This window comes from Paraliobacillus sp. JSM ZJ581 (genome assembly GCF_044383835.1).
Classification (GTDB): Bacteria; Bacillota; Bacilli; order Bacillales; family Amphibacillaceae; genus Paraliobacillus.
On record NZ_JBISEP010000003.1, the window covers coordinates 32,366 to 49,913 of the forward strand.

16 protein-coding genes are annotated in these 17,548 nt (G+C 34.6%); 9 read left to right on the plus strand and 7 right to left on the minus strand.

Features of this window, described 5'->3' with window-relative positions:
- Nucleotides 1–40: 40 nt before the first annotated feature.
- Entirely contained in the window at nucleotides 41–736 is a 696-nt protein-coding gene (gene chbG / locus ACH6CY_RS03110) for a chitin disaccharide deacetylase (protein ID WP_374065790.1), read from the minus strand.
- Nucleotides 737–759: 23 nt separating this feature from the next.
- The gene (locus tag ACH6CY_RS03115; RefSeq protein WP_374065792.1) at nucleotides 760–1,488 is read right to left on the minus strand and encodes a GntR family transcriptional regulator; all 729 of its coding nucleotides are present in this window, start codon (nucleotides 1,486–1,488) and stop codon (nucleotides 760–762) included.
- Between the two features lie 294 nt (nucleotides 1,489–1,782).
- On the opposite strand from ACH6CY_RS03115, the gene ACH6CY_RS03120 reads away from it, so the two are divergent.
- From ACH6CY_RS03120 to ACH6CY_RS03155, 8 genes are all read left to right on the plus strand, one after another.
- Entirely contained in the window at nucleotides 1,783–3,087 is a 1,305-nt protein-coding gene (locus ACH6CY_RS03120) for a 6-phospho-beta-glucosidase (RefSeq protein ID WP_374065793.1), read from the plus strand.
- Nucleotides 3,088–3,271: 184 nt separating this feature from the next.
- Entirely contained in the window at nucleotides 3,272–4,561 is a 1,290-nt protein-coding gene (locus ACH6CY_RS03125; RefSeq protein ID WP_374065794.1) for a PTS sugar transporter subunit IIC, read from the plus strand.
- Between the two features lie 4 nt (nucleotides 4,562–4,565).
- Nucleotides 4,566–4,889 carry a PTS lactose/cellobiose transporter subunit IIA gene (locus tag ACH6CY_RS03130; protein ID WP_374065795.1) on the plus strand — a complete coding sequence of 108 codons (324 nt, stop codon included), beginning with the start codon at nucleotides 4,566–4,568 and terminating at the stop codon, nucleotides 4,887–4,889.
- A complete protein-coding gene (locus ACH6CY_RS03135; protein WP_374065902.1) occupies nucleotides 4,889–5,194 on the plus strand; it encodes a PTS sugar transporter subunit IIB in 306 nt (101 codons plus the stop codon). The genes ACH6CY_RS03130 and ACH6CY_RS03135 overlap by 1 nt, the downstream gene beginning before the upstream one ends.
- Before the next feature lie 179 nt (nucleotides 5,195–5,373).
- Nucleotides 5,374–5,676 (plus strand): PTS sugar transporter subunit IIB, encoded by a 303-nt coding sequence (locus ACH6CY_RS03140; RefSeq protein ID WP_374065796.1) that lies wholly within the window; start codon nucleotides 5,374–5,376, stop codon nucleotides 5,674–5,676.
- A gap of 358 nt (nucleotides 5,677–6,034) precedes the next feature.
- Entirely contained in the window at nucleotides 6,035–6,961 is a 927-nt protein-coding gene (locus ACH6CY_RS03145) for an aldo/keto reductase (protein ID WP_374065797.1), read from the plus strand.
- Between the two features lie 561 nt (nucleotides 6,962–7,522).
- On the plus strand, nucleotides 7,523–10,288 hold the full coding sequence (gene ppc, locus ACH6CY_RS03150; protein WP_374065798.1) for a phosphoenolpyruvate carboxylase: 2,766 nt from the start codon (nucleotides 7,523–7,525) through the stop codon (nucleotides 10,286–10,288).
- A gap of 184 nt (nucleotides 10,289–10,472) precedes the next feature.
- Nucleotides 10,473–10,673 (plus strand): Spo0E family sporulation regulatory protein-aspartic acid phosphatase, encoded by a 201-nt coding sequence (locus ACH6CY_RS03155; RefSeq protein ID WP_374065799.1) that lies wholly within the window; start codon nucleotides 10,473–10,475, stop codon nucleotides 10,671–10,673.
- Nucleotides 10,674–10,974: 301 nt separating this feature from the next.
- Here the strand turns inward: ACH6CY_RS03155 and ACH6CY_RS03160 are convergent, their stop codons facing one another.
- Nucleotides 10,975–11,913 carry an LCP family glycopolymer transferase gene (locus ACH6CY_RS03160; protein ID WP_374065800.1) on the minus strand — a complete coding sequence of 313 codons (939 nt, stop codon included), beginning with the start codon at nucleotides 11,911–11,913 and terminating at the stop codon, nucleotides 10,975–10,977.
- Between the two features lie 205 nt (nucleotides 11,914–12,118).
- Complete coding sequence (locus ACH6CY_RS03165; protein ID WP_374065802.1) at nucleotides 12,119–13,858, minus strand: phospho-sugar mutase; 1,740 nt, start codon at nucleotides 13,856–13,858, stop codon at nucleotides 12,119–12,121.
- A 518-nt stretch (nucleotides 13,859–14,376) separates the two neighbouring features.
- Between ACH6CY_RS03165 and ACH6CY_RS03170 the strand changes: the two genes are divergently transcribed.
- Nucleotides 14,377–15,330, plus strand: a complete 954-nt coding sequence (locus ACH6CY_RS03170; RefSeq protein ID WP_374065803.1) for a ribose-phosphate diphosphokinase — start codon at nucleotides 14,377–14,379, stop codon at nucleotides 15,328–15,330.
- A gap of 156 nt (nucleotides 15,331–15,486) precedes the next feature.
- Here ACH6CY_RS03170 and ACH6CY_RS03175 read toward each other — a convergent pair whose 3' ends face one another.
- The 3 genes from ACH6CY_RS03175 to ACH6CY_RS03185 all read right to left on the minus strand — a co-directional run bounded on the left by ACH6CY_RS03175 (nucleotide 15,487) and on the right by ACH6CY_RS03185 (nucleotide 17,514).
- Entirely contained in the window at nucleotides 15,487–16,173 is a 687-nt protein-coding gene (locus tag ACH6CY_RS03175) for an LrgB family protein (protein ID WP_374065804.1), read from the minus strand.
- Entirely contained in the window at nucleotides 16,170–16,538 is a 369-nt protein-coding gene (locus ACH6CY_RS03180) for a CidA/LrgA family protein (RefSeq protein WP_374065805.1), read from the minus strand. The genes ACH6CY_RS03175 and ACH6CY_RS03180 overlap by 4 nt, the downstream gene beginning before the upstream one ends.
- Before the next feature lie 109 nt (nucleotides 16,539–16,647).
- Entirely contained in the window at nucleotides 16,648–17,514 is an 867-nt protein-coding gene (locus ACH6CY_RS03185; RefSeq protein ID WP_374065806.1) for a LysR family transcriptional regulator, read from the minus strand.
- Nucleotides 17,515–17,548: the final 34 nt, after the last annotated feature.

Genomic DNA, 17,548 nt, shown 5'->3' on the forward strand with positions numbered 1-17,548 from the left:
CTAATTTCCAACATACTTTTCTTGATTGTATACGCTTAAATCATTTCTCTACCCATTTAGGGACATCAAGATTACATAAGATATCTAATTCTCTTTCTCGATCTAACAAATACGAGCTGATTTCTTTCAACTCTGCATCAACGATTGCTGGGTGTGTCATAATTTCAATTGAATCCACATCTAAATCTTTAAGTTGGTCAAAGATTTTTTCGGTTACTCCTTCTTTATAAAAATCAACCCATAATTGCTCGGTATATAATAGATGCTTTTCTTCTTTAATCGAATCAGCATATCTTACTGGCACTTGATAATCAGTAGCCAACTTAATCACAATTTCCTTTAATTGTGGCAACCCATGTACATGGTGATGACTATCGATATGATTTAGTTTCAAACCAGTAGCAAGAAAAGCATCTAACTGTGCACGCCATTCTTTTTCAATTTGTTCCAGCTCAATTGCATCTATATCAGTTGTTGAATTTTTAAATTTAAACTTCCCTTCTTCATCAACGATAGCAGGCACTTGATCTAAGACAGGCTTGCCATATGTAAGAACTAGATGAATCCCAACTTTTAATGACGGTGTTTTTTTCGCTTGTTCTATCGCATAATTAACTGCTTTCCCATTCATCATTAATGTTGCTGAATTTACAACTCCATCAACATGGGCTTTTATAATTCCATTTGTAACGCCTTTTGTTAAACCATAATCATCTGCATTAAAAATTACTTTCATTTTATTTCCCTCCATCAATTGTTTTAGTTATTTGAAGAATAATAACGCTCAATTTTAAAGTTTGTTTTATCCCCCCTAAAATAAGATTTGGAGAATTCAATCACTCTACCATTTTTATCCTCTGCAACTGTTTCTATATAAAAACAGGGAAGACCAATCTCGCACTCTAAATAATTACTCGTATCTTTATCAGTTAAAACAATTTCTAGCAATTCTGTAGTTTTCGCAATTTCTACCTGATAATGCTCTTGTAAGGAGCGATAAAGCGAACGCTCCACATCTTTCTTGGATATCGCTGGAGCGACCTCCCATGGAATATAAGCAACTTCATATTGAATGATTTCATCGTCTGCTTTTCTAATCCGCTTAATTTTTTGAATAGGATCATTCTCTTCTAAATTAAAAACACGTTTCCTACTTCCTGTTGCAGGCACAACATCCAGGCTTTTCAGCGTTATTTCTCCCTTTTTCCCCTGCGACTTTAATTGTTCGTCATAACCATACGTTGTAGCTGATAATGTTTGATGCACCTTTGGCTCTGCAACAAAGCTTCCTTTTCCTCGTTGTCTAACTAGGTACCCTTCCATTGTAAGTTGATTCAAAGCACTTCTAACGGTTGTTCGACTAACTTGAAATTCATCACATAATTCATTCTCGGTCGGGAACTTATCCCCTACTTTGTAAACGTTTGATTTAATTCGTTCCACAAGCTCCTCTTTTATATACGCGTGCAGAGATTGCTTTTTCTTCATCTTTTCACACCTCTTAGTTCAACTGTATTTATATTTTAGTGTTGTATTTAGTATAACAAATTTTGGTGAAATGTTATAACAATAATTGAAATTATTTTTTTATTTTGTAAATGGCTTAATAATTAAAGTTTATACTTTAAGCAACATTGTATCTATTATACTAGAAAATTTCTTTTGTTTAACATTCTAATTTAAAATCTAGTGTTTTTCACCCTATTGTATTTACATTATTAAAAATGTATGATACTTTTTAATAAAGTATTATACATTAACAATATATGAAGGAGTGATTAGATGAAATTAGTAATTGTTGGCGGCGGATCAAGTTATACACCTGAGATAATCGAAGGGATTATAACACGTCATCATTCGCTTCCAATCAACAACATTGTTTTAGTAGATATAGAAGAAGGACAGGAAAAACTTGAGATTGTAGGAAGTCTAGCAAAACGAATGATTAAGAAAGCAAATGTTCCAATCGAATTGTCTTGGACACTTAATCGAAGAGAAGCTTTGCAAGGTGCTGATTTTGTTTCAACTCAAATCCGAGTAGGTGGTCTAGATGCGAGAGCAAAGGATGAAAGAATTCCTTTAAGTCATGGCTTTATCGGACAAGAAACAAATGGTGCAGGTGGTATCTTCAAAGCATTCCGTACAATTCCAGTCTTAATGAAATTGGCTGAAGAAATTCATGAGATTTGTCCTGAAGCGTGGTTAATTAACTTTACCAATCCAGCAGGTATCGTTACCGAAGCATTATTGAATCATTCACCACATAAAAAAGTTATTGGTGTTTGTAACATCCCTTTCAACATGCGTCATTCGATTGCTGAAATTATGGATGTTAAGCCAGAAGACGTTCAAATTGAATTTATCGGTTTAAACCATTTCGTTTTCGGCCGCAAAGTTTGGATCAATGGTGTCGATCGTATTGATGAAGTTTTGGAAAAGTTAAGTTCAAAAGAAATGGATTACGCACCTGCTAACATTGTTAACTTAGGTTGGTCAGAAACATTTATTAAGTCGTTCCGATTATTGCCAAACCCATACCATCAGTATTATTTCCAAACGAAACAAGTACTTGAAAAAGACATTGCAGCATTTAAGGAAAATGGGACTCGTGCAGAAGTGGTTCAAGCACTTGAAGGTACTTTATTTAAAACGTATGAAAATCCTGATCTAGCAGATAAACCTGCTGAATTAGAAAAAAGAGGCGGCGCGTATTACAGTGATGTGGCTTGTAGTTTAATGGATTCTCTATATAATAATAGACAAAATATTATAACTGTTAATACGTTAAATAACGGAACAATCTCTGATTTACCTGATGACGCGGTAATTGAAGCTAATTGCTTAATCAATAAAGATGGACCACTACCTATTTCAATTGGTAGCTTACCTAGCTCAATTAAAGGTTATGTGTCTAACATGAAAGCGTTTGAACAGCAGGTAATCAAAGCTAGTCTTTCCGGAGACTATCATGACGCTTACCTCAGTTTCATGATGAACCCATTAATTCAAGATGAACAAGTAGCAGAAACGATGTTGAATGAGTTACTAGAAGCTCATAAAGATCATCTACCACAGTTTTTTAAATAATTGATTAAATAGTCTTCGCTTTCTCTTCCACCTAAATACAAATAAGGAGGCTAATGATTTAGCGAAGACTATTTAAAAATAAATTAACTAGTAAGATAAGTTAGGTTAATAGGTGGATTGTAAAAAATGTACTAACTGAAGGGGTAAACAACAGATATATATAATGTTTTGGAGGGTTTTTTAAATGGATAACAAATTTTTACAAAAATTTATTGAAATTGCCGGACGTATTGGTTCGCAACGACACTTAGTAGCTGTCAGAGATGGTTTTGTCGCAATTATGCCTTTAATTATCATTGGTTCACTTGCAGTTTTAATTAATAACTTCCCGAAGTTTGGTCCTGTGGACTTAGTTGGCTTTTTAAATAGTATTTTTGGTGAAGGTAACTGGCAAAATGTTGGGGGAACGGTATGGAATGGTTCCTTTGCTGTAATCGGTTTATTGATTGCGTTTTCAGTAGCGTATAACCTTGCTAAATCATACGATCTAGATGGCTTAGCAGCTGGGTTAATCTCTATCGCTTCTTTCATTATGTTAGTTCCTGTAACAGAAGATTGGGGGCTAAACTTTGCATGGTTAGGTGCACAAGGGTTATTCGTAGCACTTATCGTTTCCCTTTTAACTACAGAGTTGTTTCGTCTATTAGTTAATGCTAAACTAACGATCAAGATGCCTGATGGCGTACCTGAAGGAGTGTCACGTTCTTTCCAAGCTTTAATACCAACTGCATTAATTTTAGTAATCGTAGGTATTTTCCAAGCCATCATGACTGTTGTTGGTGAAATTAGTATTTTCGAAGTCATTTTTAACGTAATACAAGCTCCACTTCAAGGTATAGGTAATACATTACCTGCAGCAATGGTTGTATCATTTTTAAATCACTTGCTTTGGTTTTTCGGTTTACACGGTACAAACATTATTGGATCAGTTATTGAACCGATTTATTTACCACTAATTGAAGAAAACTTAGCACTATTCCAAGATGGTATGTCAGCATTTGAAGTACCTTATACTGTAACAAAGCCTTTCCTAGATTCATTTGTATTTATGGGCGGTTCCGGGACAACAATTGCTTTAATTATTGCAATCTTTATTGTAGTTAAAGGAAAGCAGAAACATCCATATAAAGAAATAGCGAAATTATCTGCACCAGCTGGTATATTTAACATTAACGAGCCAGTAATCTTTGGGTTACCAATCGTATTAAACCCAGTAATGCTTATTCCGTTTATTTTAATACCTGTAACATTAACAGTTGTTTCTTTCTTTGCATTGGACTTAGGTCTTGTACCAAAAACGGTTGCGATTGTACCTTGGACAACACCACCAATTCTAAGTGGGTATCTTGTCACTGGGGGTAGCTGGAGAGGTATTGCATTGCAATTAGTTAATATAGCGCTAGCTGTTGTTATGTACATTCCATTTGTTATTGCTGGAATGAAAACGCTAAAAAAACAAAACGAGGTGAATTAACTTCATGGAACAGAACGAAACATTGCAAACCATCTCATTTTCCATTATCTTACACGCTGGTAATGCACGCTCATTATCGATGGAAGCAATAGAATTAGCAAAAGAAAAAAAATTCGATGAAGCTGAGAAAAAGATAGAAGAAGCTGGTCAAGAATTTACTGAAGCACATCATTTTCAAACACAGCTTTTGCAAAAAGAAAGTAGTGGGGAAAGCCAAGATATTAGTGTGATTCTCATTCACGCACAAGATCATTTAATGACTTCTATGGTTGTTAAAGACATGGCTAATGCTATTATTGGACTCTATAAAGAAATAAAAGGAGAATGATCATGAAAATAATTTTAGTTTGTTCAGCAGGTATGTCAACTTCATTACTTGTTAGCAAAATGAAAAAAGAAGCAGAAGCACGTAATTTGGCTGCTGATATTGAAGCAATTCCTGAATCACAATTAAGCAATCATCTTGAGGGGTTAGATGTTGTCTTAATTGGACCACAAGTAAGATACCTAGAAAAACAAGTTAAAGCAAAAGTTGAGCCAATGGGTATAAAAGCTGCTGTTATTGATAGCATTGCCTATGGCACCGTTCAAGGTGGAAAAGTATTAGATCAAGCATTAGAATTAGTTAAATAAATTTATATCATCATCCGTAGAGTGCATGCTCTACGGATGAATTTTATTGTATATAGTTAGCATAGACTTTTATTACATACTAATTACGTTCAATAAAATAACATATGTTTTCCCCCTGTTTGATTGCTGCATTTTTTTATATAATAGAACTATATTAATGAAGAGAGTAGGGGCTTATAATGAAAATTATTTTAGTTTGTGCTGGAGGATTATCCTCTTCTTTATTAGTTAGTAAAATGAAACATGAAGGATTAGCTCGAAATCTGACCATTGACATCTCTGCGGTTGGAGAACCTGAATTGCTAGATCACACAGAAGAATTAGATGTTGTCTTAATTGCACCACAAATCCGTTATCTTGAAAAAAAGATTAAGCAGGCGCTAGAACCTTTAGGGATAAAAGTTGCTGTTATTGATGGTATGGCTTATGGAAGATTGAAAGGTGATGTAGTATTAGATCAAGCATTAGCATTGGTGGAATAAAGTATAGACTTATTTGATCGTACGGCGAAAAAGTAACAGGGCGTGTCATACTATGATTAACATGATATACAACTTGTATCTTTTCTTTAAAATAGGCCTTTCGTCTCATGCGTAACTTTAATATATATACTATAATGAAAACGGTTACAATTTTGGTGATGAATATTCTTGTGAAAAACTTAATGACGAAAGTTTTTACATAGAATATTAAATTTTCAAATTAGATTGTCCCCCTATTTGGCATCCACTTCTAGTTGGATGCTATTTTTTTGTCTAACTTCCCTTTTATACGGTACACTAGAGCTACATATTTCTTTGGGCATAAAATGAATAACAATGAAAGAGGGATGATTCTAGCATGCAATATAGACGAATTGGCACGACGAATTTAGACGTTTCAGTCATTGGATTGGGAACTTGGCAATTTGGTGGAGAATGGGGAAAAGATTTTAGCCAAAAAGAAGTGGATGCTATTCTAGACGAGGCAAATGCACAAGGCATCAATTTAATTGATACAGCAGAATGTTACGGTGATCATTTATCTGAACGTTTCATTGGGGAGTATTTAAAAAGACACAGCCGAGAAGATTGGATCGTTGCAACTAAGTTTGGACATCATTTTCATCGCGCCTTTGAACGGACAAGACACTGGAACTCTGACGATGTCTTAAAACAGCTCGATCAATCATTAAAAGCCTTGAACACAGAGTATATCGACCTCTATCAAGCCCATTCTTGTACAGATGAAGAATTTAATAATGACACGCTTTGGACAATGCTAGATAAGCAAAAACAAGCAGGTAAAATACGTCATATTGGGGTTTCCTTACGAACAAACGACGATCCTTATCAAGTAACAGCAGCTCGTGAAGTTGGGGTCAACGCACTTCAAGTCGTTTACAATCGATTAGATCAAGCGCCTGAACAGGAGATTTTTCCAATAGCAGAAAAAGAACAGTTAGGCATTCTAGCACGTGTTCCATTAGCAAGTGGTTATTTGAGCGGGAAATATAAACCAGGGGCTAACTTTGAACCTTCAGATGTCCGATCTCGCCGTGATAAAGAGGAGCAAACAGAGAAATTAAAACAAGTGGAAGAGATAATGAAAAAAGAAGTTCCTGAAAATACTCCCATGGCAACTTGGGCATTAGCATGGTGTTTACAGCACCCCGCAGTCACTACAGTCATTCCTGGGTGTAAAAATCCTGAACAAGTAATTAGCAATGCAGCAGCCACTAATTTATCGCTGGTGTCTCAAGATCACCCACAACACGTAAATAAATAAGTAATCAACTAACGTAGCGATAAGTATTCATCGCTACGTTTTTGCTATTTCCTTCAGCTGAGCGCCGATCATCTCCAAAAATCGTCGATATTCATTTTTTTACAAAAAAATGCTACCCCCCCTTCTACCAATACTAAAAAATACCTGCATCCTTTTTTATATTGCAGCACGCTAAGACATGATGCAACATATAAAAAATGCAGGCAAATACTTTCGAAGGGATGCAGCTCGCTTGCTACATATTCTATCATATACAAAAATGTAACCGTTATCAATAGTTATTTTTATTTTGTCTTCAATTATTTTACTTTTCAAATGAGACTAATTCAGATACACTTATTAAATATACTGTTCTATAGCGAATTTCTTATACACTAATATGATCATGAGCTGTAAAAAATGGGAATATAATTAAAAATACAAACTTTTCTGTTAATTTCATTAGAGAAACATGTTAAAATAGATACATGTCTTTAAACAAAAACTGTAAACAGTACATCGTCTATTTGTCAAAAAAGTATACCGTATTTTAATAGCATTCTTTGAAAGGACGTGAGCGAAATGGAATTGAGTATGAAAGGAAATAGTACTGTATCTCTGCATCGCGATGTAGAGTACCTGAATGAAATATTAGATAACGTATTATTTCATGAGGGTGGGAAAGAATTACTTGAAAAAGTTAACAAAATTCGTACGTTAACAACATCATTAAGAGATTCGCAAGATCCAAATATGTATTTACAAATTAAAAAAGAAATTGATCAGCTGGAACCACCGCTTAGAGAAAATGTAATTCGAGCATTTTCTGTGAACTTACAGCTATTCAATATCGCTGAATTAACGTATCGTGGAAGAAGACGTAGAGAATATCAAGCTCAAGATGATTCGATCATTCAACCGGGGTCTTTAGAGGATGGGGTGAATCGTTTATTTGAAAATAACATCACACCAGAAAGAATTGAAGAATTACTAGAACAATTATCTTTAGAATTAGTTATAACAGCACATCCCACTGAAGCCACAAGAAGAACCGTGTTGCGTATTCACCAACGTATTGCAGACTTATTAAAAGCTTGGGATCATTCCTATACAAGATACTCTAAAAAAGTGATTCAAGAAACAATTGAAAACGAGATAACAATATTGTGGCAATCATCTGAAATTCGCGAGAAAAAACCTTCCGTCATGAAAGAGGTTTCGAATGGGTTATACTTCTTTGATAAAGTGCTATTTGATGTGTTACCACGATTACATCAAGACTTAGAAGATCTACTTTTCGAAAAATACAATCGACGTTGGCATGTGCCTTCTTTTCTTCGTTTTGGCTCATGGATTGGTGGAGATCGTGATGGAAATCCAAATGTTACTGCCAAGACAACGCTACAAACACTTAGAGAACATCGATCACTTGTGCTCAATAAATATAAAGATTCACTAGATAGGCTAAAGGAATTATTGAGTCAATCAACGAAAAAAGTTGAAGTGAGCGATGAGATTTTACAGTCGATCGAAAAAGATCGTAAAGAATTGAATTACAGTGGTTGGCATAAAGAGGATGAAGTATATCGAATTAAACTTGGCTTAATGTTAAAACGTATTGAATACACAGAAATAGATGACGACCGTGCATATGTTGATGCACATGCATTACTTGATGATTTACATTTGATTCAAGATAGTTTAGTCATGCATCATTCATCTAACAATCCAGTTAAATTATTACGTAAAGTAATCCGTCAAGTAGAAGTCTTTGGATTCCATTTAGCTACACTGGATATACGTAATCATAGTGGAGAACATGAAGCTGCAATTGCAGAAATTCTGCGTCAAGTAAATATTGCACCAACATATAAAGAATTAGCTGAAGCTGAAAAATTAGAAGTTCTAAAGAAAGTATTAGAAGATCCTCGTCCGCTTATATCTATTTATGACGAGTTTTCAGATGAAACACAAGAAATGATTAACACATTCCGAATGATCAAAGACGTAAAAGATACATTTGGCGAACGTGCTATTGAAGTTTACTTAATCAGTATGACAGCTTCAGTAAGTGATTTACTTGAAGTACTTGTACTCGCAAAAGAAGTCGGTTTATATCGTGTTTATCCAAACGGGCATGTAAAAAGTCGACTCCATGTTGCACCTTTATTAGAAACGATTGATGATTTAAAAAATGGTCCTGCGATGATTAAGGAACTATTTGACATCCCATTATATCGCAAACACCTTGAAGCACGTGGTGAATTACAAGAAATTATGCTTGGTTACTCTGATAGCAGCAAAGATGGTGGAACGTTAACTGCTAACTGGGAGCTTTATCAAGCACAGGAGGAAATTCACTCTATCGCTTCTTCTTACGGTGTAAAATTAAAATTTTTCCACGGTCGTGGTGGCTCCTTAGGTCGTGGTGGCGGACCACTTTACACTAGTCTTTTATCACAACCACCTATCACTTTAGGTGATGGAGTGAAGATTACCGAGCAAGGGGAAGTACTATCTTCGCGCTATTTATTAACTGATATTGCTTATCGTAGTTTGGAACAAGCCACTACAACAATGATGACTTCAATTGCTGGATTGACAGAGGATTCAGTCCAAAAGGATGTTCCATCTAAAAAAGCGAAAAAAGCAATGAGCAGTATTTCTAATTATGCATTAAATAAATATCAATCATTAGTATTTGATGATGATGGATTTTTAACTTATTTCAACCAAGCCACACCATTGAATGAGTTGGGGGCATTAAATATTGGCTCTCGACCTATGAAACGTAAAGGTAGTGATCGATTTGAAGATTTACGTGCAATTCCATGGGTATTTGCTTGGACGCAAAGTAGACAGCTACTTCCTGCTTGGTTCGCTGCTGGAACTGGCTTTCATCAATTTATCAAAGAAACAGATGACTTAGCTTTATTACAAGAGCTTTATGACACTTGGCCTTTCTTTCAATCAACCATTAATAACTTACAAATGGCTCTTACAAAAGCAGACCTTACTACAGCTAAAGAATATATTAAAATGGTTGCAGATGAAAAGATCCAAACACGCATCTATGACCAAATTGTTGAAGAATACCATTTAACAAAAACGATGGTATTAAAAATTTCAAAACAAGAAGAGCTGATGGATCATAAACCGAATATTAAAGAATCTGTTCGATTACGTAATCCTTTAGTAGACCCACTGAACTTAATTCAAGTCAATTTAATTTCACAACTTCGGATGGAAGATGCGCACGGAAGTAATGAAGAAGTGCTAAGCAATCTATTAACCGAAGTATTGCTTACTATTAATGGTATAGCAGCTGGACTACGCAATACAGGCTGATCATTTAAGAAAAGCTATTCTCAATAAAACGAGAATAGCTTTTCTTATTTAAAGGGGGTTTTTGTTCCATAAATCCCATTCAATAAAAAAACATGAATCGACAGAATTAGTTAAATTCCTTCTATTTACTTTCTATCACCTTTGGTATAGACTAACACTATCAACTTTTTATTGGGTGGTGAGAATGATTCCATTCCTTCAAGAGAATAAAAAAATAATTGATCAATCAGACAAGGAAAAAATAGAAAAGATTGAAGAACTTAGACATCAAATGTATCAACATTTTGATAATACACAAAACAAACAAGATATAGTAGCTATTTCACAAGAATTAGACAAGCTAATTTATGATTATATTGTTTCGTCTAACAAAAAAAATAATTAATAACATCTCTCTTCTTTTTTATTTTCTTCCAAATAATCCACCTATTTATCCGCTCAGAACTTATTGATTTAATAAGGCAGATTTATCGACAATAATGACAAAAAAACGATAGAAATTCCGGGATTCTTATCCTCTGCTTTCTACATTACAAACACCCTTTAGAACTTAACATTTGAATCTGAGTAATAACTACATATTTTTTTGGGGATTATCATGCAGACGAAAAGACGCCTTTCATTAAAGACGTCTTTTTCTGTAATATTATGTCCGCATTTTTAAGAGAAGACACGGACTAACCCCACTACTTAGTAATCATATCATGCACTTTATTAATTTCTTCTTCTGACACAATTAAATAATTAACTCTGTCTATTATCTGTGCTTGTCCTTCCAACATATACGTGTTAATATTTTTTCTTGTATTCCGGTAATTTAAAAATAAATTTTGCATATCAGTAAAGTCCATATTTGTTTCTACATTTGTTCCTAGTACATCTAGGATGTCACTTATTTTTGTAACGGAACCAAAACTTGCACCTTCATTAATAATAGCTTCAATCACTTTACGCTGTCTTTTCGTCCGTCCAAAATCACCTTCTGGATCTTGCTTACGCATGCGAACATAGCCTAATGCTTGGGCACCATCTAAATGAATCTCACCCTCTTTATATGCATACCCCTTTTTATAATACCCTGAATCGACCCATGCTAGCTCATTTTGTACAGTAACTCCACCAACAGCATCGACCAGTCCTTCTAATCCCTCCATATTTACTTTCACATAATAGTCTAATTCAATATTAAGGAATTTTTCTACTGTATCTACAGCCATGTTGGCTCCACCCTTTGCATAGGCGTGATTTATTTTCTCTGTTGTACCATTACCAACAATTTCAGCTCTAGTATCTCTCGGAATACTAATAATTTGAATACTATCATCATCTGGATGAATGGAAAGTATCATTAAAGCATCTGAGCGCCCAGAATCATTTTTCCGCTCATCAACACCTAACAATAATACATTGAGTGACTCTCCCTTATTGATCTTATCTTTTGCTACTGTAGTGTCGATACTGTCGATTCCTTGATGAATTTCATCATCTACCGTTTGCTTGGCATTCCACCAGATAGAAAATAAAAAAGCTACAATACCTAGCAGAAGAAGGATGAAGATAATAAGTGCAATTCTTAATCCTTTTCTTTTTTTCGTCTTTTTATTTGTTAATCTACTTTTGCTCATTACAAAAGCACCTCTTTCTACAGTTACATATTTATTTATATTTTTCATGTGTATGATGCTTGTATATTATGGACGCTTGTATTACGTAAAAGGTTTCACTAATTATGGCATACGCTCTGAGTGAAGGCAATAGTAATAAAAAATCAGTGAAGAGCCAAACTAATTTGATTGATTCTTCACTGTTTTATTTAGAATTTTTTTATGATTAATCTGTTAATTCGTGTACACGTTTCATGATTTCAGCTTCAAAGTTACTTAATTTATTCTTGGTCGCTTCCGAAGTATCACCATTCACCGCAAAATAAAATTTAATCTTTGGCTCAGTACCTGATGGTCGTAGACAGAACCAAGATCCATCCGCTAACTTATATTTTAATACATTTGATTTTGGTAAGACAATTGGTTCAGTTTCCCCAGTATTAGTGAATGTTCGCTCACTTGATTGATAATCTTCAATCTCAACAACTGGATTTCCTAATATTTCTTTAGGTGGATTGGTTCGAAATGCTGTTAATAGCGATTGAATTTGTTCCGCTCCATCTTTTCCTTTTAGAGTTAGTGATTGCAATGATTCATAATAATAACCATATTGTTCAAACACTTCTAGTAATCCTTGATATAACGTTTTTCCTTTTGTCTTATAATATGCTGCAGCTTCAGCAGCCATCATACACGCTTGAACCGCATCTTTATCTCTTACAAAATCACCAATTAAGTAGCCATAGCTTTCTTCATAACCAAATAGAAATTCGTATTCTCCAGTTTCTTTAAATGCTTTAATTTTTTCACCGATAAATTTAAAACCTGTTAATGTATCGATAATATTTAATCCATGAGTATGTGCGATGACTCTACCAATCTCAGAGGTAACGATTGTTTTAAATACTATTGCATTAGCTGGTAATGTGCCTTGCTGTTGTTTTTCAGTGATTAAATAATGCAACAGTAAAGCCCCAACCTGATTACCTGTCAATACTTGATACTTTCCTGAATCATTTTTCACCGCTACCCCAACACGGTCTGTATCAGGATCGGTTGCTAACAAAATATCTGCGTTCGTTTTCTCACCTTGCTTCATTGCCAATTCAAAGGCAGCATGTTCTTCTGGGTTTGGTGATTTGACTGTAGAAAAATTAGGATCAGGAAGTTCTTGTTCCGCTACTACTTCTACATGCTTGAAACCCATTCTCTTGAGCCCTTCACGTACAGGAATATTTCCAGTGCCATGTAATGGTGTATAAACAATCTTGAAATCATCTGCCACTTGTTTAATGATCGATGGATTCACTACAATCGTTTGTAACTGTTGCTGATATGCTTCATCAATCTTGTCACCTACAATTTGTAACAAACCACTTTGTTTGATTTCTTTTTCATCTGCAACTGGAATTTCCAGTTCATTTTCTACCTCATTTACCTTGTTTACAACTTCATCAGCAGGTCCTGGAGGAAGTTGTCCACCATCAGATCCGTATACTTTAAACCCATTATATTCTGGTGGATTATGGCTAGCTGTTATAACAATGCCACTATATGCATGTAAATATCTCACGGCAAAAGAAAGTTCTGGTGTCGGACGTAATGCATCAAACACATAGGTCTGAATGCCGTGATTACTAAGTGTTTTCGCTGCTTCTATTGCAAATAATGGAGATTTGAATCGTGAATCGTATGCAATCACTACACCACGTGTTTTTGCTTCATCACCATATATATCGATATATCTTGCCAATCCTTCAGCCGCTTTACGAATGGTATAAATGTTCATTCTATTAGACCCTGGTCCCAATTCACCACGCATGCCACCTGTACCAAATTCCAATTCTTTATAAAAGCTATCTTCTAATTTTTTCTCATCACCTTCTAAATCATTCAACTGCACTTTTAGTTCTTCATCTAAATTATTGAAATTTTTCCATTTTTCATAATTGCTTTTCCAGTCCATTCTAATTTCCTCCAATCATTACTACAACTTATCATCAATAAGAATCAGCCAAACATATTAATAATTTGTATGAAAAATATCTTAGCTTATTCGTACAACATTACTTTTGGATAATAGTCATCGATGACACACACATCTAATCATTTATTTTACTTTCAAAATTATATAATTTCTTACTAATATCACATTATATCAAAGAATAATTTTCTCGTCTCTATCTCTTTATAAAATCATTTAATGAACCAACGATTAAAGTATTACATTGTATCGTAACATTTCTAGCATATTTTAATTATTTCAATAGAAGATAGCTAGCATTATTTAGTGATTTGTTTTACAATCATTCTATAACTGTTTTATTTATCTAATAAATAAACGCACGTTTTCCATATAAAAGGACAAACTTAGTAGTGACAGGATTAATTACTTGTTAAGTAACGAATAACTTTACAAAAAAGTGTACTGAATATTGATTGGAATTTATCCTTTCTTATCTTTTAAAAAAGGGGCGATAGTTTGTGTCAACAGACAAGTTAAATGAACTAAAAATATTCACATTAAGCTCAAATCCAGCATTAGCAAAGAAAATTGCAAAACACACTGGTGTAACGCTAGGAGATTGTTCTGTAAAAACGTTTAGTGACGGAGAAGTACAAATAAATATTGAAGAGAGTGTACGTGGATGTGATGTCTATGTGGTTCAATCTACATCCGATCCTTCAGATCAACATATTATGGAATTAGTAATTATGTTGGATGCATTAAAACGAGCTTCTCCAAGAACAATTAATGTTGTTATCCCTTATTATGGATATGCACGTCAGGATCGTAAAACGAAAGCACGTGAACCAATCGTGGCAAAACTGGTTTCTGATTTGATCGAAACAGCAGGGGCATCACGTGTAATGTTACTAGATATTCACGCGACCCAAACACAAGGATTTTTTGATGTTCCCGTTGATCCATTAACAGGAATTCCAATACTTGCAGCTTATTTTTCTGATAAAAAATTTGAAGATGTTGTCGTTGTTGCACCCGATCATGGGAGTGTAAAACGAGCACGACAATTCGCTGATCGTTTGGAAGCACCTATCGCTATTCTAGATCGACGCGGCCCAAGAGATGTTGATGCACCTCATCTCAGTGTAGTTGGGGATATCGAAGGAAAAACAGCGATTATTATTGATGATATCGTTGACACTGGACGACGTATAACAACCGGGGCACAGGCATTGATTGATAACGGGGCAAAAGAAGTTTATGCAACTTGTACTCATCCAGTCCTATCGGGAATTGCAACAGAAAAAATTGATGCTTCACCAATTAAAGAACTCGTCGTTACAGATACGATTCCAATTCCTGATGAAAAATGGAGTAACAAAATGACACAGCTAAGTACAGCTGCATTATTTAGTGAAGCTATTTTACGCGTTTATCGTCAAGAATCAGTAAGTCCTTTATTTGAAATATAAAATATCACTATATAATCTCTTTTCGAGACATAACTATTTCTATACATCGTGCGCATTTTTTCAGAGATGTACATGATGCATGTTGTTTGACCATTTCAGTATTAAAAAAGCGATATATTCTAGAGAGAACATCTAGAACATATCGCTTTTCTTTTATTATATGAACGCAACAAGTGTTGGTATTAATAGTTTTCCCAAAACAATCGTAATCGTTGCAGCAAGTATCATTGCTAAAGTTGAGAAAGTAGTCGCCTGCTCTCCATACTCCATCGCTTTATTTGTACCTACACCATGCGCACTCATTCCTAAAGCAAGCCCTTGTGCCATTGGTGAAGTGATCGCAAAACGTTTAATCACCGCAGGCCCCATGATCCCACCGACAATTCCAGTAATAATAACAAAAACAGTCGTTAACGTTGGTAATCCCCCTATTTCTTTTGAAATTTCCATCGCAATCGGAGTAGTAATTGATCGTGGCAACACACTAACTAAATAACTACGATCAATATGTAACAATAAAGATAGTCCATAGGAAGTAAAAATGGCAATTAATGAACCTGCTGTAATACTAACCATGATTAAACCTAGATGCTTTTTTAATAGTGGTAAATGCTTATAGATAGGAATAGCAAATGCGATGGTTGCAGGTCCTAGCATATGTGTTAAGAATGCAGCTCCATCTAAATATTCTGTTGCTGGTATATTCAACACTGTAATAACGATGATAATTAACAAAGGAGTGGCTAATAACGGATGAAATAACGGAAAAGCAACTTTTTTATTCAGCTGTTTAGTTAATCGGTAAAAAAGATAAGTCATCACTGTTACAAGTAAGATCATCATTTAACATGCACCCCCTTCTTCTTCGCTATCCAATCTGCAATGAATGCGGTTAAGCTCATGACGAGAAAAGTACTAATTCCAATAATAATAACAATTTGCACGCCTTGCCAACTAGCAATTTCATTATAATTAACAATTCCAACTGCTGAAGGAATAAAAAATAGTAATAATTCCGCCATTAACCAATTTGCCCCTTGTTCTACCCACTCTAACTTTACTATGTTACATACTAACGCAAGAAATAGTAATAATAAGCCAATGATCGAAGCAGGTAATGGAATAGCAAATAACTGCTTTAAACCTATTGCTAAAAATAGAAAAAGATGAATAAATACGATTTGTATAATAATTGTTCCAATCCTCACATCGAACACTCCTGACTAACATATAACCTTTCTTATAGCATACATGAGTCTTTGGTATTCGTAAAATACATATATTTTATGATCATCATAACTTTTGGTTATATCTAGATCAGTGGATAAAATCGATAAATGTTTGACCGGCGTGAGAAAGATATTTTCCTTTCTTTTTAATTACTGCCAGATTCCAAGGGATTGCAGGTGTCAAATTGATGGCACGAATGGATTTACTTTTTACCCTTTCACATATCGATTTTGGTAAAATAGCAATACCTAAATCGGCAGCAACCATTTCTGACATCAAGTCCCATTGTGAGCTTTTAAATAAAATATTTGGTTCATAGCCAACCTCTAAAAAACGTTTCCATATCATATCATGCAAGGAAAAATCCTCATGATAAAAAATAAATTCTTCTTTTTCTAGTTCACTTAAATCTACTGACTTCCGATGAGCCAGCATATGATCACGATGTACAATTAATTGCATATTTTCTTTAAATAGCGGATAAATCTCAAACTGACTTTCATCGATTGGTAACACTGTTACACCTAACTCTAATTCCCCTTCTGCAACACTTCTAACTACCCTTGCGCCTCCATATTCTGTGATGGTAATTTTTATATTCGGGTATGCTTTGTGAAATGCAGCCAATACATTTGGGAAAAATAAACTCCCAATGATTGGAGGTAACCCAAAATGAATTTCCCCTCGTTTTAATTCGGTCAGATCATGCAAAATAGTCATCATATCATCAATTTGTTGATTCATTTTTTTCGCATATTCAAACACAACCATCCCAGCATCGGTTAACTCACTTGTCTTATTGGTTCGAAGTAATAATGTCATCCCTAATTCAATTTCTAAGTTTTTTATCATTTTACTTAAAGCTGGCTGCGAGATATGTAGCGCTTCGGCAGCCCTAGAGATACTTTGACGCTTAGCCACCTCAAGAAAATATTGCAATTGCCTCAACTCCATGACTTAACCTCCCTGATTTGGAATAGTGGTGGGG